At 72.0% G+C, this 25,691-nt stretch carries 24 protein-coding genes and 1 pseudogene; 15 read left to right on the top strand and 10 right to left on the bottom strand.

Translation table 11 applies throughout. The features are described 5' to 3' along the window. The first annotated feature begins 247 nt into the window (after nucleotides 1-247). From HUX53_RS02415 to HUX53_RS02395, 5 genes are all read left to right on the top strand, one after another. Complete coding sequence (locus HUX53_RS02415) at nucleotides 248-1,369, top strand: 5-methyltetrahydropteroyltriglutamate--homocysteine S-methyltransferase (protein ID WP_176401538.1); 1,122 nt, start codon at nucleotides 248-250, stop codon at nucleotides 1,367-1,369. Further along, entirely contained in the window at nucleotides 1,366-4,809 is a 3,444-nt protein-coding gene (locus tag HUX53_RS02410) for a serine hydrolase (protein ID WP_176401537.1), read from the top strand. Before HUX53_RS02415 ends, HUX53_RS02410 begins: the two co-directional genes overlap by 4 nt. Nucleotides 4,810-4,975: 166 nt before the next feature. Continuing rightward, a complete protein-coding gene (locus tag HUX53_RS02405; protein WP_309237009.1) occupies nucleotides 4,976-5,806 on the top strand; it encodes an undecaprenyl-diphosphate phosphatase in 831 nt (276 codons plus the stop codon). A gap of 66 nt (nucleotides 5,807-5,872) precedes the next feature. After that, nucleotides 5,873-6,616 (top strand): dienelactone hydrolase family protein, encoded by a 744-nt coding sequence (locus tag HUX53_RS02400; protein WP_176401535.1) that lies wholly within the window; start codon nucleotides 5,873-5,875, stop codon nucleotides 6,614-6,616. A gap of 20 nt (nucleotides 6,617-6,636) precedes the next feature. Continuing rightward, nucleotides 6,637-6,915 (top strand): DUF6295 family protein, encoded by a 279-nt coding sequence (locus HUX53_RS02395; protein WP_176401534.1) that lies wholly within the window; start codon nucleotides 6,637-6,639, stop codon nucleotides 6,913-6,915. Nucleotides 6,916-6,955: 40 nt separating this feature from the next. On the opposite strand, the gene HUX53_RS02390 is transcribed toward HUX53_RS02395, so the two are convergent. Both HUX53_RS02390 and HUX53_RS02385 read right to left on the bottom strand, forming a co-directional pair. Further along, the gene (locus HUX53_RS02390) at nucleotides 6,956-7,321 is read right to left on the bottom strand and encodes a roadblock/LC7 domain-containing protein (RefSeq protein ID WP_176401533.1); all 366 of its coding nucleotides are present in this window, start codon (nucleotides 7,319-7,321) and stop codon (nucleotides 6,956-6,958) included. A 98-nt stretch (nucleotides 7,322-7,419) separates the two neighbouring features. Beyond that, a complete protein-coding gene (locus tag HUX53_RS02385; protein ID WP_176401532.1) occupies nucleotides 7,420-7,785 on the bottom strand; it encodes a hypothetical protein in 366 nt (121 codons plus the stop codon). Between the two features lie 160 nt (nucleotides 7,786-7,945). Between HUX53_RS02385 and HUX53_RS02380 the strand changes: the two genes are divergently transcribed. Next, nucleotides 7,946-8,767 carry a hypothetical protein gene (locus tag HUX53_RS02380; RefSeq protein WP_176401531.1) on the top strand — a complete coding sequence of 274 codons (822 nt, stop codon included), beginning with the start codon at nucleotides 7,946-7,948 and terminating at the stop codon, nucleotides 8,765-8,767. Here the strand turns inward: HUX53_RS02380 and HUX53_RS02375 are convergent. Further along, entirely contained in the window at nucleotides 8,752-10,497 is a 1,746-nt protein-coding gene (locus HUX53_RS02375; RefSeq protein ID WP_176401530.1) for a feruloyl-CoA synthase, read from the bottom strand. The two genes, HUX53_RS02380 and HUX53_RS02375, sit on opposite strands and share 16 nt — an antisense overlap. 109 nt (nucleotides 10,498-10,606) lie before the next feature. Beyond that, nucleotides 10,607-12,041 (bottom strand): annotated as a pseudogene (locus HUX53_RS02370) (amidohydrolase family protein). A 203-nt stretch (nucleotides 12,042-12,244) separates the two neighbouring features. Here HUX53_RS02370 and HUX53_RS02365 point away from each other — a divergent pair. From HUX53_RS02365 to HUX53_RS02345, 5 genes are read left to right on the top strand one after another with little or no spacing between them, the layout of a single operon-like run. Next, a complete protein-coding gene (locus HUX53_RS02365; protein WP_176401529.1) occupies nucleotides 12,245-13,420 on the top strand; it encodes a CaiB/BaiF CoA-transferase family protein in 1,176 nt (391 codons plus the stop codon). Further along, nucleotides 13,413-14,231, top strand: coding sequence for a citryl-CoA lyase (locus HUX53_RS02360; protein WP_309237008.1), 819 nt, complete (start codon nucleotides 13,413-13,415; stop codon nucleotides 14,229-14,231). Before HUX53_RS02365 ends, HUX53_RS02360 begins: the two co-directional genes overlap by 8 nt. Nucleotides 14,232-14,241: 10 nt before the next feature. Beyond that, nucleotides 14,242-15,087 carry an extradiol ring-cleavage dioxygenase gene (locus HUX53_RS02355; protein WP_309237007.1) on the top strand — a complete coding sequence of 282 codons (846 nt, stop codon included), beginning with the start codon at nucleotides 14,242-14,244 and terminating at the stop codon, nucleotides 15,085-15,087. Then, a complete protein-coding gene (locus HUX53_RS02350; protein WP_176401527.1) occupies nucleotides 15,084-15,446 on the top strand; it encodes a hypothetical protein in 363 nt (120 codons plus the stop codon). Before HUX53_RS02355 ends, HUX53_RS02350 begins: the two co-directional genes overlap by 4 nt. 4 nt (nucleotides 15,447-15,450) lie before the next feature. After that, nucleotides 15,451-16,407: a zinc-binding dehydrogenase gene (locus HUX53_RS02345; protein WP_176401526.1), complete on the top strand. Its 957-nt coding sequence runs from the start codon at nucleotides 15,451-15,453 to the stop codon at nucleotides 16,405-16,407. Here HUX53_RS02345 and HUX53_RS02340 read toward each other — a convergent pair. The 4 genes from HUX53_RS02340 to HUX53_RS02325 all read right to left on the bottom strand — a co-directional run bounded on the left by HUX53_RS02340 (nucleotide 16,394) and on the right by HUX53_RS02325 (nucleotide 19,819). Further along, entirely contained in the window at nucleotides 16,394-17,194 is an 801-nt protein-coding gene (locus tag HUX53_RS02340) for an IclR family transcriptional regulator C-terminal domain-containing protein (RefSeq protein ID WP_176401525.1), read from the bottom strand. The genes HUX53_RS02345 and HUX53_RS02340 overlap by 14 nt on opposite strands. A 380-nt stretch (nucleotides 17,195-17,574) precedes the next feature. Continuing rightward, nucleotides 17,575-18,027 carry a MaoC family dehydratase gene (locus HUX53_RS02335; RefSeq protein WP_176401524.1) on the bottom strand — a complete coding sequence of 151 codons (453 nt, stop codon included), beginning with the start codon at nucleotides 18,025-18,027 and terminating at the stop codon, nucleotides 17,575-17,577. After that, complete coding sequence (locus HUX53_RS02330) at nucleotides 18,024-18,914, bottom strand: amidohydrolase family protein (protein ID WP_176401523.1); 891 nt, start codon at nucleotides 18,912-18,914, stop codon at nucleotides 18,024-18,026. The genes HUX53_RS02335 and HUX53_RS02330 overlap by 4 nt, the downstream gene beginning before the upstream one ends. Next, the gene (locus HUX53_RS02325; protein ID WP_176401522.1) at nucleotides 18,911-19,819 is read right to left on the bottom strand and encodes an SDR family NAD(P)-dependent oxidoreductase; all 909 of its coding nucleotides are present in this window, start codon (nucleotides 19,817-19,819) and stop codon (nucleotides 18,911-18,913) included. Before HUX53_RS02325 ends, HUX53_RS02330 begins: the two co-directional genes overlap by 4 nt. A gap of 149 nt (nucleotides 19,820-19,968) precedes the next feature. Here HUX53_RS02325 and HUX53_RS02320 point away from each other — a divergent pair, with 149 nt between their 5' ends. The 3 genes from HUX53_RS02320 to HUX53_RS02310 all read left to right on the top strand — a co-directional run bounded on the left by HUX53_RS02320 (nucleotide 19,969) and on the right by HUX53_RS02310 (nucleotide 23,499). Next, a complete protein-coding gene (locus HUX53_RS02320; protein WP_176401521.1) occupies nucleotides 19,969-20,817 on the top strand; it encodes a PaaX family transcriptional regulator C-terminal domain-containing protein in 849 nt (282 codons plus the stop codon). 73 nt (nucleotides 20,818-20,890) lie between these two features. Beyond that, nucleotides 20,891-22,138, top strand: a complete 1,248-nt coding sequence (locus HUX53_RS02315; protein ID WP_217918994.1) for a histidinol-phosphate transaminase — start codon at nucleotides 20,891-20,893, stop codon at nucleotides 22,136-22,138. Nucleotides 22,139-22,284: 146 nt separating this feature from the next. Next, nucleotides 22,285-23,499 (top strand): cytochrome P450, encoded by a 1,215-nt coding sequence (locus HUX53_RS02310; RefSeq protein WP_176401519.1) that lies wholly within the window; start codon nucleotides 22,285-22,287, stop codon nucleotides 23,497-23,499. Between the two features lie 19 nt (nucleotides 23,500-23,518). Here HUX53_RS02310 and HUX53_RS02305 read toward each other — a convergent pair whose 3' ends face one another. Further along, nucleotides 23,519-24,475 carry a DNA polymerase domain-containing protein gene (locus tag HUX53_RS02305; protein ID WP_176401518.1) on the bottom strand — a complete coding sequence of 319 codons (957 nt, stop codon included), beginning with the start codon at nucleotides 24,473-24,475 and terminating at the stop codon, nucleotides 23,519-23,521. 51 nt (nucleotides 24,476-24,526) lie between these two features. Here HUX53_RS02305 and HUX53_RS02300 point away from each other — a divergent pair, with 51 nt between their 5' ends. Next, nucleotides 24,527-25,141 (top strand): FMN-binding negative transcriptional regulator, encoded by a 615-nt coding sequence (locus tag HUX53_RS02300; protein WP_176401517.1) that lies wholly within the window; start codon nucleotides 24,527-24,529, stop codon nucleotides 25,139-25,141. A gap of 4 nt (nucleotides 25,142-25,145) precedes the next feature. On the opposite strand, the gene HUX53_RS02295 is transcribed toward HUX53_RS02300, so the two are convergent. Beyond that, nucleotides 25,146-25,691: transglutaminase domain-containing protein (locus tag HUX53_RS02295; RefSeq protein ID WP_176401516.1), on the bottom strand; the 546-nt coding region annotated here is incomplete at its 5' end.

Genomic DNA, 25,691 nt, shown 5'->3' with positions numbered 1-25,691 from the left:
GCACCAAGGAAGGACTGTCCAAGAAAGAGATCATCCGATGCCTCAAGCGCTACATCGCCCGCGAGCTCTACCAGATCATCACAACAAACGATCTTGAACTCGCCGCTTGACATCCATAGGAGCATCCACGTGTCGGCGGCCGCGCTGCGCGCCAGGTGGCGCGGCATTCTGGACAAGTCGTTGATCGTCGTCACACAGATGCATAGATTGGCGGGACCCATGTCGTTTCCCGCGGGAGGAGCACGCCTTGTCTCTTCGCACCATGCCGCCGTTCCGTGCCGACCACGTCGGCAGCCTGCTACGTCCGGCCGCGCTGCTCGCGGCCCGGGACGATCACGCCAAGGGGCTCATCGACGACGCGGCGCTGGCCGCGGCCGAGGACGCCGCCATCCGCGACGTGGTCGCCATGCAGCGCGAGGCGGGACTGCGGTCGGCGACGGACGGGGAGTTCCGCCGCACGTCCTGGCACATGGACTTCATCTACCGGCTCGGCGGGATCAGCCCGGCGGACGACAAGATCAAGGTCCAGTTCCACAACGAGTCCGGGGACATCGAGTTCAGCACGGCCGCGCTGCGGGTGCACGACAAGGTCCGGCTGGAGGACACGATCTTCGCCGACCACTTCGCGTTCCTGCAGGACACCGCCGGGGACGGGGTGACGCCGAAGCTGACGATCCCGTCGCCGAACATGGTGCACTACCGGGGCGGCCCGGCCTCGATCGACCCGAAGGTCTACCCCGACATCGAGGAGTTCTGGTCCGACCTCGCCGCCGCGTACGCCGAACAGGTGCGGCGGCTCGGCGAGATGGGCTGCCGGTACCTGCAACTGGACGACACCAGCCTCGCCTACCTCAACGACCCGGCGCAGCGCGCCATGATCAACGAGCGGGGCGACGACGCCGAGCACCTGCACCTGCGCTACATCAAGCAGATCAACGCCGCGGTGGACGGGCGCCCCGAGGGCATGAACGTCACCACGCACATGTGCCGGGGCAACTTCCGCTCGTCCTGGACGGCCGAGGGCGGCTACGACTTCGTCGCCGAGGCGCTGTTCAGCGAGCTGAACGTGGACGGGTTCTTCCTGGAGTTCGACGACGCCAGGTCCGGCGGCTTCGAGCCGCTCCGGTTCGTCCCGCCGGGCAAGATGGTCGTGCTCGGGCTGGTCACGACCAAGCGCGGCGAGCTGGAGTCCAAGGACGACCTGAAGCGGCGCATCGACGAGGCATCGCGGTTCGTGCCGCTGGAGCAGATCTGCCTGTCGCCGCAGTGCGGGTTCTCCTCGACGGTCGAGGGCAACGTGCTGACCGCCGAGCAGCAGTCGGCGAAGCTGCGCCTCATCGCGGAGACCGCCCAGGAGATCTGGGGGTGACGCGGCGCCCGCGCATCGGCGACCTGGCGTCCATCGCGGTCCCCGAGGAGCCGGCGCTGTCCGCGGACGGCGCGCAGGCCGTCTATGTGCTGCGCACCTGCGACACCGGCGCCGACCGGAACGTGCGGGCGCTGTGGCGGGTGGACGTCCCGGGCGGTCGTCCTCGGCGACTGACCCGCGGCCCGGCCGACACGGCGCCCGCCTGGTCGCCGGACGGGACGCGGATCGCGTTCCTGCGCGCGCAGGATGGCCCGCCGCAGGTGTGGCTGCTCCCGGCGGACGGCGGCGAGCCCGAACCCCTCACCGACCTGCCGCTCGGGGCGGGCCCCCCGGTGTGGAGCCCGGACGGCTCGCGCATCGCGTTCACCGCCCCCGTGGGCCCGCCGCCCGGCGACGCCCCGGTCGTGACCGACCGCCTCGACTACCAGTCCGACGGCCTCGGCCTCATAGGCGCCACACGCCGGCATGTGCACGTAGTGGACGTGACGACCCGCCAATGCCGGCAGGTCACCGACGGGGACTGGCACGCCGGCGCCCCATGCTGGTCACCAGACGGAACGCGGCTCGCCTTCTCCGCCGCCACCGCCCCGGACGCCGACCTCACGCCCCGCGCACCCGTCCACGTAATCGACGTCACACGGAAGGCCACCTCACACCAGGCCGCATCACCCGAGATCGCGTCACCCAACACCGCGCTGCCTGAGGCCGCGTCACCCGACGCGGCGGTGGCTGAGGCCGCGCCGCCCGAGGCCGGGGTGGCTGAGGCCGGGGTGGCTGAGGTTGTGGGGTTGGTGGAGGGGTGTGGTGGGGCGGTCGTCTGGGCGCTGGACGGGCGGTCGCTGCTGGTCGCGGGGATGGCCGGGGCGCCGGTGGGGCATACCGGGCTATTGCGGGTGCCGCTCGGTGGCGGGGCGACCGTGAACCTTTCGGCGACGTTGGATCGCAACGTCATGACCGGCCACACGGCGTATCCGGGTGCCTTACCGCAGTTCGGCGATGACGAGCGCAGTGTGTTCTTCTGCGTCCGCGACCGGGGCTGTACGCATGTCTACTCGGTGCCGGTGGACGGCGGGGAGCCGCGTCCGGTGGTCGTCGGCGACGGGCGTGTCGTGTCCGGCGTCTCGGTTGTTGGGGAAACGGCGGTGATCGTCCTCGGTACGCCTACGTCGTTCGGGGAGGTCGTGGCCGTTGACCTCGCCACCGGTGCGGAGACCGTGCTCACTGAGCATGGGGCCGAACTGGCCGATGTCGTCCCGTTCGTTCGGGAGGAGCGGGAGTTCACGATCTCGGACGGCACGGTGGTGCAGGGCTGGCTCGTCCGCGACCCGGACGCGACCGGACCGCAGCCGCTGCTGCTCGACGTGCACGGCGGCCCGCACAACGCGTGGAACGGCGCCGCCGACGACGTGCACCTCTACCACCAGGAGCTGGCCGCGTCCGGCTGGATGGTGCTGCTGGTCAACCCGCGCGGCAGCGACGGCTACGGCGAGCGGTTCTGGAACGCGGCGCTCGGCGCGTGGGGCGAGGCCGACGCCGCCGACCTGCTGGAGCCGATCGACGCCCTGGTCGCCGAGGGCATCGCCGACCCGGAGCGGCTCGCCGTCACCGGGTACAGCTACGGCGGGTTCATGACCTGCTACCTCACCGGCCGCGCCGGGCGGTTCAAGGCGGCGATCGCGGGCGGCGTGCTCGCCGACCTCACGAGCTTCGGCGGTGCCGCGGCCGGGGGGCACGGCCTGAGCGAGTTCGAGCTGGGCGGCCCGCACTGGAAGCATCCGGACCGGTATGCCGCGATGTCTCCGCTGGCGCGCGTCGACCGGGTGAACACGCCGACGCTGATCCTGCACGGCGCGGACGACCGGGCCTGCCCCGCCGGCCAGGCCCAGCAGTGGCACACCGCGCTGCGGGAGCGGAACGTCCCGGCCCGGCTGGTGCTGTATCCCGGCGCGTCGCACCTGTTCCCCATGGAGGGGCGGCCGTCCCACCGGATCGACTACAACCGGCGCGTCGTGGAGTGGGCCGAGCGGTACGCGGGCGACGCCGCCGGGCCGCGCCGCCCGCCGATCGACGCGGGCCACTGGGGGCGGCGCCTCGCCGCGCTCGCCGCCCGGTACCGGGTGCCCGGGGCGTCGCTCGGCATCCTGCGGCTGCGGCCCGGCCGCGAGGACGAGCTGGTCGAAGCGGCGTACGGCGTCCTGAACAAGGACACCGGCGTGGCGACCACGCCCGATTCGGTGTTCCAGATCGGGTCGATCACCAAGGTGTGGACGGCGACCGTCGCCATGCAACTCGTCGAGGAGGGCCTGCTCAACCTCGACGCGCCGATCATCGAGGTGCTGCCCGAGCTGCGGCTGGCCGACCGCGACGCCGCCAAGAACGTCACCATGCGGCATCTGCTGACCCACACCAGCGGCATCGACGGCGACGTGTTCACCGACACCGGGCGCGGCGACGACTGCCTGGAGAAGTACGCGGCCGTCCTCGCGGACGTGGCGCAGAACCATCCGCTAGGCGCCACCTGGTCGTACTGCAACGCCGGGTTCTCGCTGGCCGGGCGAGTGATCGAGAGGCTCACCGGCACGACGTGGGACGAGGCGATGCGGGAGCGGCTCGTCAAGCCGCTCGGCCTGCGCCGCACGATCACGCTGCCCGAGGAGGCGCTGCTGCACCGCGCCGCCGTCGGGCACGTGAGCGCCGACGGGTCCGCGCCGCACCGCGCCCCGGTATGGCAGCTGCCGAGGTCCATCGGCCCGGCCGGGCTGATCGGCGCGTCCGCCGCGGACGTGCTCGCCTTCGCGCGCCTGCACCTGACCGGCGGGCTCGCGCCCGGCGGGACGCGGCTGCTGAGCGAGGAGAGCACCGCCGCCATGGCCGCCCGGCATGCGGAACTGCCGGACACCCGCACGATCGGCGACTCGTGGGGGCTCGGCTGGATCCGGGTGACCTGGGACGGGCGCCAGCTCATCGGGCACGGCGGCTCGACGATCGGGCAGAACGCCTACCTGCAGATCCTGCCGGACGAGGGCCTCGCCGTCGTCCTGCTCACCAACGGCGGCGACACCGACGGGCTCTACGAGGACCTGTACCGGGAGGTCTTCGCCGAACTCGCCGGCGTCGCCATGCGCCCGCCGCTGCGGCCGCCCGCCGAACCCGTCGCCGTGGACGCCGAGCCGCACCTCGGCACCTACGAGCGGGCCGGCTCGCGGCTGGAGGTGCTCCGCGGCGAGGACGGGCCCGTGCTGCGGGCGACGGCGACCGGTCCGCTGGCCTCGATGCTGCCCGACACGGTGAAGGAGTATCCGATGGCGGCGATCCAGGAGGACGTGTTCGCCGTCCGGGAGCCCGGCACGGACAACTGGATGCCCGTGACGTTCTACGCCCTCCCGTCCGGCGAGCGCTACCTGCACTTCGGCCTGCGCGCCACCCCGAAGGCCGGCTGACCCGGCGGCGGCGCGTCCCGGGACCGGAGTCTGGCCTTTCGGTTAATGATGGGTGAAGTTATCTCCCTGAGCGAGGATCGCGGCCCTCGACCGGCAATAGGCTCACGGCGGACCCCGCGCGGGACGGGAGCGGGGACGGGGCTGGAGAGGAACCGGGCCGTTGAGCGTGATCAATATCGGGCAGGCCATCGTCCTCGGGATCGTGGAGGGCCTGACCGAGTTCCTCCCGGTCTCCTCGACCGGGCATCTGAAGATCACCGAGGGCCTGATGGGCATCCCGGTGGACGACAAGGCGGTCGTCGGGTTCACCGCCGTCATCCAGGTCGGCGCGATCGCGGCCGTGCTGGTGTACTTCTTCCGGGACATCGTCCGGATCGTCTCGGCGTGGGGGCGCGGGATCGTCGACCCGTCCGAGCGGTACCACCACGACTACAAGTTCGCCTGGTGGGTCATCTTCGCGACCATCCCGGTCGTCATCGTCGGCGTGGCCGCCAAGGACCTCATCGAGGGCCCGCTCGCGTCGCTGTGGGTGGTCGCCGGGTCGCTGCTCGCCGGCAGCGTCGTCATGTGGCTCGCCGACCGGCTCGGCCGGCACAAGCGCGGCGAGGACGACACGTCCTTCACCGACGCGATGCTGATCGGGTCGTCGCAGATCCTCGCGATGCTGTTCCCCGGCTTCTCCCGGTCCGGCGCGACGATGTCGGTCGGGCTGATGCTGGGCCTCGACCGCGTCGCCGCGACCCGGCTGTCGTTCTTCCTCGGCATCCCCGCGCTGACCGGCGCCGGCGTCTACGAGCTGCCCACCGCGCTCGGCGCCGGAGTGGACGCCCTGCCGCTCATCGTCGGCACCGCCGTGTCGTTCGCCGTCGCCTACGCGTCCATCGCCTGGCTGCTCCGGTTCGTGGCGCGGCACAGCTTCACGTCGTTCGTCGTCTACCGGATCATCGTCGGCCTGCTCCTGTTCGGTCTGCTGTCGGCCGGAACGTTGAACGCCTGAGGACCCTTGTGATGGGAAAGACTGTCGGGGTCCGAACCACTGCCGAGAAGGGAGCCCTGACGGTCGATGAACGACGCGATGTGGGCCGGAACCGTCACGATCACCGGTCATGGCGACGCCGAGCTTGAGGCGTATCTCGCGCGGCCGCTGAGCGACGCCCCGCGCGGCGGCGTGGTGCTGATCCACCACCTGCCCGGCTACGACGCCGGCACGAGGGAGTTCGCCCGCACGTTCGCCGCGCACGGGTACGCCGCGATCGTGCCGAACCTGTACTCGCGCGAGGGCGCGGACGTCAGCCTCGACGACCAGGCCGCCGCCGTCCGCGCGAAGGGCGGCATACCGGACGAGCAACTCGTCGGCGACGTCGCCGGGGCCGCCGCCCACCTGAACGCGCTGGAACACGCCAACGGGAAGATCGGCGTGATCGGTCACTGCTCCGGCGGGCGGCACGCGTTCCTCGCCGCGTGCGAGCTGGACCTCGACGCCGCCGTCGACTGCTACGGCGCGTTCGTCGTCAACGACCCGCCCGCCGACTCGCCGCTGAACGCGCGGCCGCTGCTGTCCAAGGCGCCGGACCTGTCCTGCCCGCTGCTCGGCCTGTTCGGCGAGGACGACAGGTTCCCCGCGCCGGACGAGGTCGCCGCGCTCGACGCGGAGCTGACCAAGCTCGGCAAGCAGCACGAGTTCCACAGCTATCCGGGCGCCGGGCACGCGTTCTTCGCCGTCGAGCGGCCCGCGTTCCGGCCGGACGCCGCCAAGGACGGCTGGGCGAAGATCTTCGCGTTCTACGGCCGCCACCTGAGCGCCTGAAGCGCCTGAGAGGAGACGCCATGTGCACCTACCAGACCATCAAGGTGGCGCTGGACGGCGCGGCCAAGGGCGCGAACGGCTGGTTCACACTGACCGACGGCGCCGTCTACGTCGACCACCCGTACCACGCGTGCCGGGAGCACACGGTGAACATCGACTTCACCAACCCGGGCGACGGGCCGTCGGCGCGCGTCGCCGTCGAGCTGACCGAGGAGGGCGCACTGGCGCTGGTCGAGGCCATCCAGCAGGCCCTGTCCGCGGCGCCGCCCGGCCTCGCGTCCCGCCGCGGCGCGGCCTGACGGCCCCGACGACCCCGGCGGCTTGCGGGCGGCGCGGCGGCTATCCGGCCGCCAGGATGTCGCCGAGCCGCTCGACGGCCGGCCGGGACTGCAGGTGCAGGTTCCCGATGTCGAGCCCCTCGTCGCCGAGGACGACCAGCAGCCCCTTCTTCCGGACGGCGTAGACGACGATGTGGCCGCGCTGGCAGCGCGTCACGACCTCGCGCAGCTCCCCCATCCCGACCTCCTCGCCGGTGCTGCGGCCGAGGCCCAGCGCCGCCGCGGCGAGGGCGGCCAGGACGTCCGGCCGGACCTCGTCGGTGTCGGCCGCGACGAGCATCCCGTCGACCGACGCGACGGCCGCGTCGGTGACCCCCACGACCTCGCCGCGCAGCTTCCGCAGTTCCGCTAGCACCGCTTCGCGCATTCCCGATTCCCCCTCGTGTGGCCGTGCGAAATCCCCGTGCGGAGTGGCGGGCGGCGCCGGGCCGGCGGGCGGCCGGGCGGCGCGGCCGCCCGCGGTGCTCAGATGCTGAGCTCGGTCTCGATGCGGCGCAGGTGGTGCCGCGCGAGCGCCAGGTTGGCGCGCTCCCGGTTGAGCGCGAGGTAGAGGAACAGCCGGGCGGGGCCGCGCTCCAGCAGCCGGATCAGGTGGTACTGCCCGTGCAGGGTGATCAGGATGTCCTCGATGGAGTCGTTGATCGCGAGCGACTCCAGGGTGCGGACCTTGGCCCGGACGACCTCGGTGTTGCCGGCCCCCGCGACCTCCAGGTCGAGGCCGGGGCCGCCGCCCAGGGCGCCGAGCGACATGCCGCTCTCGTAGTCGACGAGCGCGGCGCCGATCGCCCCCTCGATGGCCATGGCCTCCTTGAGCGCGGTCTCGATGTTCATGGGCCCTCCCCGTCGGTCGGCGCACGCCCGCCCGAATACTGCCGTTCGGCTCCTTGGAGCGATACATGCGACATCTCGCTTGATTTCGGAGCAATCTATCTTGAAGATCGTCGGTCGCACGAGCACATCGGAAGATCCGTCCACCTGACATGATGGGCCGATGACCAGTCCGGCGAGCATGCCCAGCGATCCCCCGTCGCCGGCCGGTCCCGAGCGGGCCGGCATCCTGATCTCCGCGCTGACCCGGCGCGGCCGGGAGCGGTTCTCCGGGACGCTGCGCCTGGACGGCTCCCCGGGCGGCACCGTGGTCATGCGGGACGGCCTGGTCATCGCGGCGGCGAGCCCGGCCGCGCCGGGCCCCGAGCCGCTGCTGCTGCGGTCGGGCCGCGTCGCGGAGGACGACTGGACGGCCGCCTTCAGCGCGGGCGCGCCGCAGGGCCGGTTCGCCGGCGAACTCGTCCGGCGGGGCCTGCTCGGCAGCGCCGGCATCGAGGTGGTGACCCGCACGGCGGTGGTCGACGCGCTGTTCGCGATGGCGCTGTGCGGCGTGCACACCTGCACCGCCGGGCTGGAGGGCACGCCGCCGCTGCTGCCCGCCGACCCTGGGCTGGAGCCCGGGTGGCTCGCCCGCGAGCTGACCCGCCGGCTCACCAGGGCGGACGAGTGGCAGGCGCGGGGCCTGACCGCGCAGAGCCGGCCGTGGGCGACCAACGCCCGGGAGACGACTCCGCTCAACGACAGCCGCCGCGAGATCCTCGACCGCGCGAACGGCCGCCGCACGCCGCGCGACATCGCGTTCGCGCTCGGCCGCGGCTTCTACTCGGTCATGACGGACATGGCCACGCTCATCGACGACGGTCTCGCCGCGCTCGATCCGCCGCCCGCCGAGGCCCATGCCGGTGGCGCGGCGCCCGTCCCGTCCGTCCCGGAGGGCTTCGGGCTGCCGCGGCGGGAGCGCGGCGCGGCCTATCCGGGCGAGTAGGGCAGGACGACCTCGGCCGGGGCCGGGTCGGTGTGCAGGAGTTCGACCAGTTCCGCGCGGCGGTCGAGGACGGCGCGCTGGTTCACGTACCCCTTGTCGGTGATCTCGCCGTGCGCGAGTGAGGCGGGGTCGTCCAGGACGAGCAGTCGGACGACCTGGCGGGACGTCCCGGACGCGCCGCCGTTGAGCCGGTGCAGTGCCGCGCCGAGCACCGCGCGGACGTCCGCGCACGCCGCCGCCTTGGCCGGGTTCAACCAGACCATCGCGCCGACGCCATCGGTGTCGTGCCCGGTGAGGACGGCATCGGAGACGAGCCCGTCGCAGGCGCTCAGCAGCGCCGAACGGAGCGTGCCGACGCTGACCCACGTGCCGCTCGACAGCTTGAAGTCCTCGCTGATGCGGCCGTCGAAGACCAGGCCCTTGCCGGGGTCGGCGTCGTCGACGAGCCGGACGGCGTCGCCGGTGCGGTAGTAACCGTCCTCGTCGAACGCCTCCTTCGTCCGCTCGGAGTCGTCCAGGTAGCCGGGCGTGACGGACGGCCCCTTCACGCGGATCTCCCGCTTCGGCCCGACCGGCGCGAGCTTGATCGACACGCCGGGGATCGGGACGCCGATGCAGTCGCTGCGCCCGGACGCGAAGTACGCCGACGTCGCGGCAGGGGCGGTTTCGGTCGCGCCCCACGACGTCGTCATCGGCGCGGACGATCCGGTGGACGCGGCGACCTTCGCAATCCCGTCCCATACCTGCTGGGGCAGTGCGGCGGCGGCGTAGAAGACGTAGCGCATCCGGGAGAAGAACGCGGCGGCGAACTCGGCGTCGGCCTCCAGGTGCGGCAGCAGCGAGGCGTAGCCGGCGGGAACGTTGAAGTAGACGGTCGGACGCACGTCGGCGAGGTTGCGGACCGTGCGTTTCACGAGGTCGGGACCCGGCCGCCCGTCGTCGACGTAGAGGCTGCCGCCATTGGCGATCCCGAGGCCCATGTTGTGGTTGCCGCCAAAGGTGTGGCTCCACGGCAGCCAGTCGAGCAGGACGGGCGGCTCCTCGGCCAGGAACGGCCAGGTCTGGCGGAGCGCCTGCTGGTTCGCGCACAGCATCCGGTGCGTGTTGATCACGCCCTTGGGACGGCCCGTCGACCCCGACGTGAAGAGGATCTTGGCGACGGTGTCCGCGCCGACGCGGGCGAAGTGCTCGTCCACCGCGCCGGTGGGGTCGGTGCGCACCCACCCCTGGAAGGCGTCGCGGCCGACGAAGGGCACCCCGCCGGCCGCGTCCACGGCGGACGCGTAGGCGTCCGGGTCGTCGGCGAACACCACGGCGGGCCGGGTCAGCGCGGCCATGTCGCGCAGCTTGGCGTGGGTCGCGTCCAGCAGCGAGTAGGCCGTGCTGACCGGGACGGCCGGCGAGCCGATCGTGTAGCAGGCGAGCGTCAGCAGCAGGTGCTCGACCGAGTTGCCGGAAAGGATCATCACCGGGCGGCCCGACGCGCCGTGGTCGAGCAGCGCCTGCGCGAGGCCGTCCGCCATGCGCCGCGCCTCGCCGTAGGTGACGCGGCGCCACGCGTCGCCGTCCCGGTCGGCGACGAGGAGCCGGTCGGGATGCGCGGCGGCGGCCTCCCGGAACACGTGCGCCATGCTCGCGGCGCACGGCTCGGGCGGCAGCGCCGACTCCAGGACGAGCGAGCCGTCCGCGCGCCGCTCGGCGAGCGTCCTCGGTGTGGCGAACAGGTCCATCACTCACCTCGGTCCGCGTCGGCGTGACGTACGCGGACGGCCCGGGCCGTCTTCCCGTGAAGCTATACAGTTTTTTGAAGGAGCGTCAATAGAACGTCGAGTCTCCGTTTCACCGGGTGCGCGTGGCGTCGCTGCGGAAGTCGGTGTAGGTGTAGGGGTTGTCGAGGATCTTCGTCTCGGGAATGTCGGGGTTCATCCCCTTCAGCCACTCCTCCTCCCCCATCGACGAACGCAGGTACTCGACCGTCGCCTCGACCTCGCGGCGCGCGGCGGCCAGGTCGGCGTCGACCAGGCGGTGGTCGTGCTTGACCACGCGGCCGTTCACGAGCACGGTGTGGACGTCCCCGCGCTGCGCCTGGAACGCGACGTGCCCGTAGGGGTTGAGGACGGGGAACGACACCGGCGAGTGGTCGTTCTTGATCAGGACGACGTCGGCCTTCTTGCCGGGTTCGAGGCTGCCGATGTCGTCGCGGCCGAGCGTCCTGGCGCCGCCGCGCGTGGCCCACTCGACGACCTGGTCGGCGCGCAGGGTGCAGTGCGTGACGGTGTCGCCCTTGGTGTGCGCCTCCAGGTGCATGCGGCAGCGGTCGGCGCCGAGCGTGGTCCGCATGGCGGAGAACAGGTCGCCGCTCCACCAGACGCTCGTGTCCATCGACAGCGACACCGGGATGTCGTGCGCGCGCAGCACCCAGGTGGGCGGGTAGCCCTGGCCGGCGCTTTGCTCGCTCTCGGTCGAGACGGAGATCGACCCGCCGGTGGCGGCGATGCGGTTGTAGGAGTCCGCGGACAGGGACGCGGCGTGCACGTACACGGTCTCGGGCGTCATGAACCCGTTGTCGTGCATCTGCTTGATGCCCTCGTCGCTGGTCGCGCCCCAGACGCCGGCGTGCGTGGTGACGGGCAGGCCCAGCTCGCGGGCGACCTCGAACGCGGGCTTCTCCGGGAAGGACGGGTCGCCGACCACGTCGAACGCGACCTGGAAGCCGAGCATGTCGCCGCCGGCGAGCTTGCCGGCGAGGGCGCGGAACTCGGGCGTCGCGGTCCATTCGGCGGGCGGCGCCTGGATGTTGCCGTAGGCGAGGACGAACCGTCCGGGCACCGAGGCCAGCGCGTCCACGGCGGCGTCGGCGTGGTCGGGGGTCTGCAGGCCGTGCGACCAGTCCACGACCGTGGTGACGCCGGCGTCGATCGCCTCGATCGCGGCGAGGAGGTTGCCGGCGTGCACGTCCTCGGGCCGGAACCGCTTGCCGTGCTCCACGGTAGTACCAGACGAAGTACTGCGTCAGCGTCCAGTCGGCGCCGTAGCCGCGCATCGCGGTCTGCCACATGTGCCGGTGGGTGTCGATCATGCCGGGCATGACGATGCCGCCGGACGCGTCGATCTCGGCGGTGCCGTCCGGTACCGGCAGATCGGGGCCGATCGCGCTGATCCGGTCGCCCTCGATGAGGACGTCGGCACGCTCCAGGACCTCGCGCGCGTCGGTCATCGGCAGCACCATGCCGCCGCGCAGGACCAGGGGACGCCCCGGCTCGAACTCGCTCATCTTCGTACTCCTCGTCTCGGGACCCGACCGCCGGGAGCAGTCACGGACTGATGTCCGCTCTACGGTCACACCTGCATGTGGCCACTCTTGTCACCGGTAGTCAAAGTGTCAACCGCTTGACCGCCCCGGATGTGGCCGTGCCAGAATCGGAGTGACGGACGAATGTCCGTTGAACGGACATTCACGGATGGCAAGGGAGCCGGATGACTGACGACACCACGCGCGGCGGGCCGCTCTCGGGGGTGCTGGTGGCGGACTTCTCCCGGATCCTGGCCGGCCCCTACGCGACGATGCTGCTGGCCGACCTGGGCGCGGACGTGATCAAGGTCGAGGGACCCAAGGGCGACGACACCCGCACCTGGACGCCCCCGGCGCGCGGCGACGCCGCGACCTACTACCTCGGCGTGAACCGCGGCAAGCGCTCGATCGCGCTGGACCTGCGGGACGAGCAGGACGCCGCGGCCGCCCGCGAGCTGGCCCGCCGCGCCGACGTCCTGATCGAGAACTTCAAGCCGGGCGGCCTCGCCCGCTTCGGGCTCGACTACGACTCGGTGCGCGCCGCCAACCCGGGCGTCGTCTACAGCTCGATCACCGGGTTCGGGTCGGGCGCCGGACGGCACGTCCCCGGCTACGACCTGATGGTGCAGGCGATCTCCGGGCTGATGAGCCTGACCGGCGCCCCGGACGGCCCGCCGTACCGGGCCGGGATCTCGGTGTTCGACGTGATGGCGGGCAACCACGCCGCGATCGGCATCCTCGCGGCGCTGCGGCACCGGGACGCGACCGGCCGGGGGCAGCTCGTCGAGGTGAACCTGCTGTCGTCGGCGCTGACCGGGCTCGTGAACCACAGCTCCGCCTACGTCGCCGGCGACACCGTCCCGTACCGGATGGGCAACGCGCACCCGAGCGTGTTCCCCTACGAGCCGCTGCCGACCGCCGACAATGACCTGATCGTCACGGCGGCGAACGACGGCCAGTTCCGCAAGCTGTGCGAGGTGCTCGGCATCCCGGACGTCCCGGACGACCCGCGCTTCGCCACCAACGCCGACCGCACCGCCAACCGCGCGGAGCTGCGCCCGATCCTGGTGGAGCGGCTGAAGCGGCGCGGCGCGGTCGAGTGGTTCGAGCTGCTGGTGGACGCGGGCGTGCCGAGCGGGCCGATCAACACGATCGACGGCGGGTTCGCGATGGCGGAGCGCTTCGAGCTGGACCCGGTCGTGGTCGTCGGCGAGGGCGACCACGCGGTGCCGACGACCCGGCACCCGATCCGCTTCTCCGAGACGCCGGCGTCCTACCGGCTGCCGCCGCCGGATCTGGACGAGCACGGTGCCGAACTGCGTAAATGGCTGTCCGAGCCGCAGGAGGGCGACCGTGGCTGAGACTCCGGAGTACCCGACCGCGCTGGGCGCGTCCAGCCGGGAGACGATCATGCTGCTGGGCCACGACCTCGCGAAGGACGTGATGGGCGAGGTCGGGTTCGGCGAGCTGGCGTTCTGGCTGGCCACGCAGCGGCGGCCGGCGCCGGGCGAGACGCGGGTCTTCGAGGCGGTCCTCGCCGCGCTCGCCGACCACGGCTTCACGCCGACCGCGATCGTGACCCGGCTGACGTACCTGTCGGCGCCCGACTCGGTGCAGGGCGCGCTCGCCGCCGGGCTGCTCGGCGGCGGGTCCCGGTTCCTGGGCGTCACAGAGGACACGGGCCGCTTCCTCCACGACGTGCTGACCTCGGTGGACGGTGACCTGCCGGCCGACGACGCCGGGTGGGACGCGCTGGCGCTGCGGACCGTCCAGGTGGAGCGGGAGGCGAAGCGGTTCGTCCCCGGCCTCGGCCACCACGTCCACAAGGACGGCGACCCGCGCACCCCCCGCCTGATGCAGATCGCCACCGAGGAGGGCCTGTTCGGGCCGCACCTGTCGCTGTTCGCCGCGATCGGCCGCGTCCATCCCGAGGTGCTCGGCAAGACGCTGCCGCTGAACGGCGCCGGCGTGTGCGGCGCCGCGCTCGCCGACCTCGGCCTGCCCCTGCAACTGCTGCGCGGGTTCGCGCTCCTCGCCCGCACCGCCGGGCTCATCGGGCAGCTCGCCGAGGAGCTGCGCACCCCCGTCGGCAACGAGATCTTCCTGTCGGTGGACCTCAACAACCGGTCCGTCGCCCCCGATCCCTACACCCCCGAGGACCGTCATGGCTGAACTGGTCGCTGTGATCGCTTCGACCCACCATCCCTTCTACTACCGCGCGAGCACGTCGACCGGCGAGGACCGTCCCGACTTCGCGGACGAGTGGGTCCGCAAGGTCGAGGCGTTCCGCGAGACGCTGACGAAGGCCCGGCCGGACGTCCTGGTGATGGTCGGCTCCGACCACTTCCACCAGCTGTGGCTGGACAACATGCCGCAGTTCCTCATCGGCAAGGCGCCGTTCTACGACGCCAACTGGTACAACGAGGAACGCGAGTTCGGGCTGCCGCGCATGCAGATGAAGGGCCAGGAGGACCTGTCCGCCTACATGCTGCGCGAGGGCCTGGACGCGGGCTTCGACCTGGCGTTCTCCAACGAGCTGCGCATCGACCACTCGATCACGTGCCCGATCATCACGCTGCGCCCGCAGAACGACCTGCCGATCGTCCCCGTCTACACCAACATCTTCGCGCCGCCGCTGCCGCGGCCGAAGCGGTTCGTCCAGCTCGGGCAGACGATCCGGGAACTGGTGGAGTCGTGGCCGGGGAACCAGCGGGTCGCGGTCATCGGCACCGGCCACCTGTCCCTCGAACTGGGCGGCCCGCGCCAGTTCGGCCCGCACGGCCCCGACCCCGAGTTCGACGCGAAGGCCGTCGAATGGATCTCCTCGGGCGACATCGAGGGCTGCCTGTCGGAGGTCACCCTCGACAGCCTGCACGCGCCCGGCAACGCCACCCACGGGTTCATGGACTTCATGCTGATGATGGGCGTCGCCGGCGAAGGCCGGAAGGCCGACTACGTCGACACCTACGACCTGTTCCACACCATGGAGGCCTACTTCACCTGGTACCCGAACGGAGCGGCCAAGTGAGCAAGTACCTGCTGAACAAGTTCCTCTTCACCGTCGACCGCGATCCCGACCTCGTCGAGCGCTACCGGAACGAACCGGAGGCGACCGTGGCGTGGTGGGAGGAGGAACAGGCCAATCGGATCATCAACTGCCACGGCGGCGAGTCGTCCACCTGGCTGAAGTTCGAGGACGAGGAGCGGGCGGCGCTCGCCGGGCACGACTACCCGAAGCTGTTCGAACTGGGCGCGCACCCGTTCCTCACGCTGACCCTGTTCATCGCGATGTTCGAGCGCGACTACGACGAGCCGCTCGGATTCCAGCTGGAGTACGCGCAGCGGCTCGGGCACTTCGCTCTCCCCTACCCCGACATCGCGACCTGAGCCGATGCGCGCCGCAGAGATCAGGGAATGCGGGCGTCCGCCCGTGGTGGCGGACCGGAAGCCGCCTGCGCCGGGTGATGGCGAGGTCCTGGTGGACGTCCTGGCCGCGCCCATCACGCCGCTCGACCTGCTGTGCGCCGGCGGGACGTCCTATTTCGGGACGCCCGCGACGCCGTACGTGCCGGGCGTCCAGGGCGTCGGGACGTGCGGCGGCCGGACGGTCTGGTTCCCGTCCCCGGCCGGGATGGCGCCGGGCGACGGGAGCATGTCGGAAGTCGCAGCCGTCCCGGAGACTGCCCTTGTCGAACTTCCGGACGGCGTCGACCCGGTCCAGTTGGCCGCCCTGGGCCTCTCGGCCGTCGCCGCGCACATGGCGCTGACCTGGCGCGGTGAGCTGGCCGCCGGGGAGCAGGTCATCGTGCTCGGCGCGGGCGGGGTCGTCGGCCAGGCCGCCGTGCAGTGCGCCCGGACGGCGGGCGCGCGGCGGGTCATCGCCGGCGCCCGCTCACCGGAGGCTCAGGCGCGGGCCGCGCAGGCTGGGGCGGACGCGGTCGTCGCACTCGACACCGGGGATGTCGCCGAGCTGGCCCGGCGGTTCACCGACGCCGCCGACGGGCCCGTGGACCTGGTGCTCGATCCGCTCTTCGGCGCCCCGGCGGCGGCAGCGGCCCGGACGCTGCGTCCCGGCGGGCGGCTCGTCAACCTCGGGAGTTCGGCGGACGAGACGTGCCCCATCGACTCCTCGACCATTCGCGGGAAGTCGCTGCGGCTGCTCGGCTACACGAACAACGAACTCACGCCCGAGCAGCGGGCGGCGTCGATCGGGTTCGTCGCGGAACAGGCCGCGGCCGGGAAGCTGGCCGTCGCCCACGAGACCGTGCCGCTGGAGGACGCGGCGGAAGCGTGGCGGCGTCAGGGCGAGGGGGCGGCGGCGGGGCGGATCGTCCTCACCCCGCGGTGACCTGCGGGACGGTCTCCAGCCGCGCGAAGTCGGCGCTGATCTCCCCCGCCGTGTGCAGCAGCATCGGCAGGTACTCCTCAAGGAGCTGCTCGACGGGCGTCTCGGCGGCGTGCGTGTTGACGTTGATGCCCGCGATGACCTTGCCGGAGCCGTCCCGCAGCGGCGCCGCGACCGAGCGGATGCCGCGCGCGAGCTGCTCGTCGGTCAGCGCCCAGCCGCGCGCCCGGACCTCGCGCAGCTCCGCGTCCCGCTCCGCCTTGCCGAGCTGGACGCGGGGCTCCAGGCCGGAGCGGGTCGGCTCGGCGAGGATCCGGTCGACCTCGGCGGAGTCGAGCGCGGCGAGCTGCACCTTGCCGAGCGAGGTCTGCAGCGCCGGGAACCGCGTCCCGATCTGCACGGCCAGCGCGACGATCTTCGGGACGGCGACGCGCGCGACGTAGACGATGTCGGACCCGTCGAGCTGCGCGACCGAGCACGACTCGTTCGTCCGGGCGACGAGCCGCTCCATGTGCGGGCGCGCCACGTCCCACAGCCCCATCGACCGGACGTAGGCGACCCCGAGGTCGAGGACGCGCGGCGTCAGGGCGTAGCCGCCGTCCGCGGCGCGCACGTAGCCGAGTTCCTGCAGCGTGAGCAGGATGCGGCGGGCGGTCGGCCGGGCCAGCCCGGCGGCCTCCGCGACCTGCGCGAGCGACATCGCCGGCCGCCGCGCCTCGAAGGCGGTGATGACGTCCAGGCCCCGGGCCAGCGCCTCGATGAAATCCGGTCCGGTGCCTTCCCGTGGCATCGATCATCCCCTCGCCGACCATGCTGCGTCCGCCGATCGTCCATCATACGGACAACTGACCGACGCCCGCCGACCGCCCCGGTCAAGGCATGCCGCGCGCCGCCTTGGCGGGAGACGAGTTGAGGTGACGGGGAACGAACGCACAGCGGACACCACGATCGTGCCGCCGAGGCGGTTCTCTCACGGCACATAGATGTTGGTCGCGCCGGTCAGCCTCGCCGGGCCCGGCTACGGCACCTCGCACTCGGACGATCTCCAGCGGCTTGCCCACGGCGGAGATGGACGGCGAACCGGCACCATCTGCCGGCACGTGACAAAGACCAGGCACGCATGGCCGGCCGCGACAGGGTCTCCGCATCGATGGAATTGCCGGCCGCCCGTCACCGGAGGAAGCGGAAGATTCCTTGGAGGACGCAGGCGGGCTTCTCCGCGTTCTCGATCTCTACGACCAGGTCTGCGGTTACCTGGGCGCCGCCGGTTATGTCTGATACGTCGGCGAGGGTGCCGGAGAGGCGGATGCGGGAGCCCGCGGGGACGGGGGCGGGGAAGCGTACCTTGTTCAGGCCGTAGTTGATCTTTGTGGTGACGCCGGTGACGTCGAGCAGCTCCGTCCACAGCGGGATGACCAGGGAGAGGGTCAGGTAGCCGTGGGCGATGGGGGCGCCGAAGGGGCCGTCCTTCGCTCGTTCGGGGTCGACGTGGATCCACTGGTGATCGTCGGTGGCGTCCGCGAAGGTGTTGATGCGGGTCTGGTCCACGTCCAGCCAGCGGCTGGTGCCGAGCGAGCCGCCGGCCAGGCTCTTCAGGTCCTCGAACGCGACGGTGGTGGTCATGCCTTCTCCTTGCTGTCCAGGCCCAGGGCGCGGACGGCGTTGTCCTTGAGGATCTTGGGGCGGACGTGCGGCTTGATCTCCAGCTGGTCGAAGTCGCGCCGCCACCGGTCCGGAGTGATGACCGGGTAGTCGGAGCCGAACAGGACCTTGTCCTGCAGGAGGCCGTTGGCGTACTTGACGAGCTGCGGCGGGAAGTACTTCGGCGACCAGCCGGACAGGTCGATGTAGACGTTGGGCTTGTGGGTGGCGACGGCGAGCGCCTCGTCCTGCCAGGGGAAGGACGGGTGCGCCATGATGATCGTCAGGTCGGGGACGTCGACGGCGACGTCGTCCAGCAGCATCGGGTTGGACAGGCCGAGGCGGATGCCGCCGCCGCCCGGCATGCCCGCGCCGATCCCGGTCTGCCCGGTGTGGAACAGGGCGGGGACGCCGTGCTCGGCGGCGACCTCCAGCAGCGGGTAGGCGCTGCGGTCGTTGGGGGCGAAGCCCTGCAGGGACGGGTGGAACTTGATGCCGCGCACGCCGTGCTCCTCGATCAGCCGGCGGAACGTCCGGGCGCCCGCCCGGCCTTTGGCGGGGTCGATGCTCGCGAACGGGATGAGCACGTCGGGGTGCTCGGCGGCGCGGTCGGCGATCTCCTCGTTGGAGATCGCGGGATGGCCGGTGGCGTTCTCGATGTCGACGGTGAACACGACCGCCGCCAGGCGCCGCTCACGGTAGTAGGACGCGATGTCGTCGATCGTGGGCGTGCGGTTGGCGTCCGCGCCGAAGTACTTGGCGGACGCCTCCATGAACTCGTCCGGGAGCGAGAGATGCCCGTGCTTGTCGGACTCCACGTGGACGTGGACGTCGATCGCCTCCAGGGCGTCCAGGTCGAGGCCGCTCATCGCGGCTGCTCCTCGGGGAGGTTCTCCCCCACGCTCTGCTCGTGCTCGGCGAAGATCGTCGGCCAGGCGTCGGCGATGTCGGACGCGGTCCAGCCGCCGTCGCGGTAGGCGGCGACGGCCTGGGTCGGGTGCGTCCAGAGGGAGAGGCGGTCGCCGCCGACGCCGATGGCCTGGCCGGTGATGCCGGACGCGGCGTCCGAGGCGAGGAACGCGACCAGCCCGGCGGCGTCCTCGGGCGTGCCGAAGGCGAGGGCGCGGCGGGCGAACGGCGGCATCTCCTCGCCCCGCCGCATCGCCTCGACGTACGGGGCGAGCGCGGGGATCGTCTCGGTCATCGCGGTCGCCGCGACCGGGACGATCGCGTTGACGGTGACGTCCGCGCGGGCCAGCTCCATCGCCCAGGTGCGGACGAACCCGATGATCCCGGCCTTGGCCGCCGAGTAGTTCGTCTGCCCGAAGTTGCCGCGCTGCCCGGCCGGGGAGCCGACCAGGATGAGCCGTCCCCCGTCGCCCTGCTCACGGAACCGGCGCGCCGCGGCGCGGGCGCAGGTGAAAGTGCCCTTGAGGTGGACCTGGACGACGGTGTCGAAGTCGTCGTCGGTCATCTTCCACAGCACCCGGTCGCGCAGGACGCCGGCGTTGGTCACCATGACGTCGAGCCGGCCGAACTCCGCCACCGCCCGTCCGACCAGGGCGTCGGCGGTCTCGGCGGGGCCGACCGCGGCGGGGTGCGCGACGGCGCGCCCGCCCGCGTCGGTGATCTGCTTCGCCGCGGCCTCGGCGGTGGCCGCGTCCGCGTCGTTGACCACGACGGCCGCGCCCGCGCGGGCGAGTTCCGCGGCGTAGGCGAGGCCGAGGCCGCGCCCGGCGCCGGTGACCACCGCCGCCTTCCCGTTCAGCTCCATTGCCACCCTTCCCGATCCACTCACCGTTGCCTAGAAGCTAGATTCACGACTGTCGCGCGTCAAGATTTAATCGAATAACCTCGATCACAGCGCGGGGGCGGTGCCACGTGGTGTGATGTCCCCCGATGACGGCGACGGGGAGGACGGGCATGACCGCCGAGCAGGACGCGTCCACGAGCGCACGGCCGCGCCGGCGCGCTCCGCAGCAGCTGCTGTTCAGCTTCCTCGGCTCGCTCGTCCTCGACCGCGGCCTCCCGCCGATCAGCTCGCGGGTCTTCCTGCACCTGCTGGACGGTCTCGGGGTCGCCGAGGCGGCGGGCCGCGCGACGCTCGCGCGGATGACCCGCAAAGGGCTGCTCGACCGCGTCCGGGAGGGGCGCACCGCGCGGTTCTCGCTCACCCCGTGGGCGGAGGACCTGCTGCGCGAGGCGACGCCCCGGGTCCGGTCGCCGCGGCCGTTCACCCACCCGGGCGGCGAGTGGACGCTGCTCAGCTACTCGATGCCGGAGAGCCGCCGCGACCTGCGGCACCAGATCCGCGCCCGGCTGATCTGGGCCGGGTTCGGCGGGCTGCGGGACGGGCTGTGGGTCGCGCCCGGCCGGGTCGACATCGCCGCGATCTTCGCCGGGCCCGAGTTCGCCGGGCTGGCGGAGCTGGCCGACGCGTTCTACTCCGTCCCGGTCGAGGGCACCGACGTGCCGCGGCTGCTGCACCGGGCGTGGGACGTGGCGGCGATCCGCGCCGAGCACGAGGCGTTCCTCGCGACCTGGACGCCCGACCGGGAGCGCCGCGGCCGGCCGCTGACCCGGCTGACCCTGCTCGGCGCCGACTGGCTGCAGCTGCTGCGCACCGACCCCGGCCTGCCCGCCGAGCACCTCCCGGGCGGCTGGCCCGCGCCCGCGTCCACCGCCCTGTACCGGGAGCGGTTCGCCGCCCTCGAACCGGACGCGGCCGCGCGGCTGCGCAAGCTCCTCGCCGACGACGCCGGGCGCCGCTGAACCTCCGCCGCTGAACCGGGCCCGGTGCGGGCGCGTACCGTCTTTCGTGTCAGCGGAGCCGATAGATCCGAGTGTGCTGCGCAAGAACGCGCACAGCCCGTTTTTCTTCGCCCTCCAGCGGGCCTCGTCCGGGCGTCAGGACCTGGTCGACTTCTGCATCCCGTGCAACCCCTACTTCCCGACGCCGGGCATGTTCTCCCAGCTCGCGGGGTCGCTGGAGCACATCCTGAAGTACTACCCGAGCGATGCCGACACCATCACGGCGGAGCTGTGCTCGACGCTCGGGCACAACCCGCAGACGGTCGTGATGGGCAACGGCTCGACGGAGCTGATCACCTGGATCGACCACCTGCTGGTGCGGGAGAGCCTCGCCACCCCGATCCCGACGTTCGGCCGCTGGACGGACCAGCCGATGGAGACCGGCAAGCGGGTCGACATGTTCCAGCTGCACGAGCTGCGCGGCTTCGAGTTCAACGTGGACGAGTTCGTCCACTTCATCCGGGCGCGGGGGTCGCGGGTCGCGGTCGTCTGCAATCCCAACAACCCGGACGGCGGCTACGTCCCGCGCCGCGAGATCGTCCGGCTGCTGGACTGCCTCATCGACCTGGACCTCGTGGTGGTGGACGAGTCGTTCCTCGACTTCGTGGACGCCGAGCCGCAGACGAGCGTCGCCGACGAGGCGCGGATCCGGCCCAACGTCATCGTGCTGAAGAGCCTCGGGAAGAACTTCGGGCTGCACGGCATCCGGTTCGGGTACATGGTCGCGAACCCGGCGCTGGCGCAGACCGTCCGGGCGGCGCTGCCGAAGTGGAACCTCAACTCGTTCGCCGAGGTCGTGGTGTTCCTGCTGCGCGAGCACGGCGCCGAGTACCGGGAGAGCCTGCGGCTGCTGTCCCGCGACCGGATGCTGATGGCGCAGCAGCTCGCCTCGCTGCCGGGGCTGAAGGTGTTCCCGTCGCAGGGCAACTTCATCATGGTGAAGCTGCCGGACGGCCGGGACGGGGTCTCGGTGCGCGACCACCTGATCTCGCACCACGGCGTGTTCGTCCGGGAGTGCGGCAACAAGCTCGGGTCGACGAGCCAGTTCCTGCGGCTGGTCGTGCGGCCGCAGGCCGATGTGCAGCGGCTGCTGATCGGGCTCGGCTCCTACCTGTACGGGCCGGCCGCCGAGGCGCCGCCGGACAACGTCGTGACGCCCGGCCACGGCTGGGGCGAGCCGGCCGGCCACGAGGCGGACGCGGCGGGCCGCTTCACCGATCCCCTGCGCCCGGAGCCCCTGCACGCCGAGTCCCGCACTGAGGATTTCCGGGCCGCCATTTAAGGAAAGGCCGAAAAGGGGGTCCGCCGGATGAGTCGGCGAGATCATCTGGCGGGCGGACGCGGTGCACCGTACGTTGGCTGCATTGTTCGTCCCGGGAGCCGCCCCTTTACGGGTGCGCTCCGCCGTGTCCGTGGAGAGGCCCCGCAATGGAGAATCCGCTCGTCATCGACCCGTCCGGCAGCGATGTCCAGGGAGAGGCCGCGAAACTGCGGGCGCGGGGCCCGGTGACGCCCGTGGAACTGCCCGGCGGTGTCGTCGCGTGGGCGGTGACCGGCCAGGAACAGCTCAAACGGCTGCTCGCCGACCCGCGCGTGTCGAAGAACCCGAATCTGCACTGGACGAAATGGATCAATGGCGAGGTCGGCGACGAGTGGCCGCTCAGCCTGTGGGTCTCGGTGAAGAACATGTTCACCGCCTACGGCGACGAGCACCGCCGGCTCCGCAACATCATCTCCCGGGCGTTCACCCCGCGCCGCACGGAGGTGCTCAGGCCGGACGTCGAGCAGATCACCGCCGACCTGATCGACGGGCTCGCCGCGTCGCCGGGCGGGCGCGCCGACCTGCGCGAGGCGTTCGCCTACCCGCTGCCGATCGAGGTGATCTGCCGGCTGTTCGGCGTCCCCGACGCGAGCCGGCCGGCGCTGCGGCGCTGCGTGGACGGCATCTTCAACACGGCGCTGACGCAGGAGGAGGCGCTCGCCAACCAGGTCGAGATGTACGGCATCCTGCAGGACTTCGTGGCGTTCCGGCGCCGCGAGCCCGCCGACGACCTGGCCGGCGTGCTCATCTCCTCCCGCGACGAGGACGGCTCGCGGCTGAGCGAGAACGAGCTGGTCGACACGCTGATCCTGATGATCTCGGCCGGGCACGAGACCACGGTGAACCTGCTCGACCAGGTGATCACCGCGCTGCTGACGCACCCGGAGCAGCGCGCGCTCGTCCGGTCCGGCGAGGTGCCGTGGACGGAGGTGATCGAGGAGGCGCTGCGCTGGCAGGCGCCCGTCGCGAACCTGCCGCTCCGCTACGCCGTGGAGGACATCGACGTCGACGGCGTCACGATCGGGAAGGGCGAGGCCATTCTCGCCGCCTACGCGGCGGCCGGGCGCGACCTTTCCCTGCACGGCGACGACGCCGACCTGTTCGACATCAGGCGGGCCGACAAGGAGCACATCTCCTTCGGCCACGGCGTGCACTTCTGCGTCGGTTCGCATCTCGCGCGGATGGAGGCCGAAGTGTCGCTGCCGGCCCTTTTCAGCCGCTTCCCGGATATGGAGTTCGCCGTCGACCCGGCCGAACTGCGCCCGGTCGAGTCTTTCATCTCAAACGGCCACAGGTCTTTGCCGGTCGACCTGAAGTCCTGAGCCTTTCGCCGCCGATTCGTCAGCCGGCGTCGCGGCGGGCCTTGGCCCGGCGTTTCCCCTCGTGCATCGCCTGGACGCGTGCGATCGGAATCGTGTGGCCCTCCTCGACCAGGTCGGCGGGGAGGGCCTGCGGTTCGGGCATGAGGTCGGACCACGGATCGCGGTCGGCGAGCACGCCGAGGGCGGTCTTGATCGTGAAGTCGGCCGGGGCGACGCCGTCGAGGTCGTCCCACGGGACGGGGAATGAGACGGGCGTGCCGGGGCGGATGCGCGGGCTGTAGGCGGCGACCACGGTCGCGCCGCCGGCGCGGGTCGAGTCGAGGAACATCCTGCCGCCCCGGTCCTCGCGGATGAACGCCGTCGTCGCGAGCTCCGGGTCGAGCCGTTCGGCGCGGACGCCCAGGGCCCGGGTGGCGGCGGCGACGTCCTCGACGGGCGTCCGGCCGTCGAGCGGCACGAACACGTGGACGCCCTTGGCGCCGCTGGTCTTGACGGCGCCCCGCAGCCCGGAGTCGTCCATCGCCCGCCGGACGAGGTGCGCTGCGAGGACGGCGGCGCCGAACGCGTCCGTACCCGGCGGGTCGATGTCGATGACCAGATGCGTGGGCCGGTCGGGCGCGTCGGCGCGGAACAGCGGCGGGTGGTACTCGACGGCCCGCTGGTTGGCGAACCACAGCAGCGTGCGGCGGTCGTCGCACAGCGCGTACGACACCTCGCGCCGGGACGTCTCCGCCCACATGCTCACCCTCCGCACCCACTCCGGGGTGTACTTCGGAAGGTTCTTCTGCATGAACGGCTTCTGGCCGCGCAGCACGCGGATCACCGACAGCGGCCGTCCGGCGAGCTGCGGGACGATGCGCCCGGCCACGGCGTCCAGATAGTCGACCAGGTCGCGTTTCGTCGCGTCCGCCCCCTCGAACAGGGGCTGGTCCAGGTTCGTCAGCCGGACCCCGTCACGCTCCTCTTCGGCGCTCACCCCACCACCTTCGCACGGACCTCCGACAACCGGTCGGGTAGCGTCGCTTTCATGTACGCTCCGGCGCATTTCTCCGCTGGCGACGCCGAGGTCAGGGAGCTGCTGGCCGGGTGCGACGCCGCCGACCTCGTGACGAGCACGCCGCAGGGGCTCATCGCGACGTTCCTGCCCATCCTGTTCGACCCGTCGGTGGGCGAGCACGGCGCGATCCTGGCGCATGTCGCGCGCAACAACGACCAGTGGCGCGAGCCCGCCGCCGGGGAGTCGCTGTTCATCGTGCACGGCCCGGACGCCTACGTGTCGCCGTCCTGGTATCCGTCCAAGCGCGAGCATGGACGCGCGGTGCCGACGTGGAACTACCTGACCGCACACGTCTACGGCCGTCTCGTCGTCCACGACGACCCCGCGTGGGTGGAGTCGATGGTCCGCCGTCTGACCGAACGCCACGAGGATGGACGCGCCGAGCCCTGGTCGGTGGACGACGCCCTGCCCGCGTACATCGCCGGGCAGCTGCGCGCGATCGTCGGCCTGGAACTGGTCATCAGCCGGGTCGAGGCGAAGGCGAAGATGAGCCAGAACCGTCCGGAGGCCGACCGCGCCGGAGTGGTCGAGGGCTACCTGGCGGAAGGCAACACCACGATGGCCGAGGCCGTCCGCGACGCCTAGGCCCTCAGCCGAGCGGGTCCAGGGTCGTGGTGACGCGCGGCACGTGCCCGGCCGCGCAGGTGTGGGACGCGACGTCGGCGCCCACCCCCAGCGCCGTGGGGATCAGGCGGTTCGTGCGGAAGGCGATGCCGGGGTCGCGGAGCATCGGGTTGGCGCCCGGGATCACCTCCGCGAGCAGCACGAACGTCGGGTCGATGACCTTGGTGGCGCCGTCGTCGTCCACGACCTCCACCCAGGCGTGCACGAGGTCGGGTAGGCCGACGAGCCAGCCGATCCGCGTCGTCGCCGGGATGCCCTCCTCGCGGCACAGGCGGGCGATGTAGCGGCTGGCCGCGCCGCAGCTCGCGAACCCGCGCGGGACGAGGGACTCGTCGTCCCGCATGGCCTCGGGCAGCCGCAGCCAGCGCAGCTCCGCGCCGATGAACTCGCGCAGGATCGCGCGCAGCCTGGGCGAGCGCAGCGGCGGGCAGTCGCCGACCGTCCGCAGGACGGCGGACAGGGTGAGCGCGGGGCCCGCCGCGCGGGCGGTCGCCGCCGTCCCGGCGGGAAC

Source organism: Actinomadura sp. BRA 177 (genome assembly GCF_013372625.1).
In the GTDB taxonomy this organism is placed as follows: domain Bacteria; phylum Actinomycetota; class Actinomycetes; order Streptosporangiales; family Streptosporangiaceae; genus Spirillospora.
The sequence above is the reverse complement of the archived record's forward strand: the minus strand, read 5'-3'. Positions and strand labels throughout refer to the sequence as shown.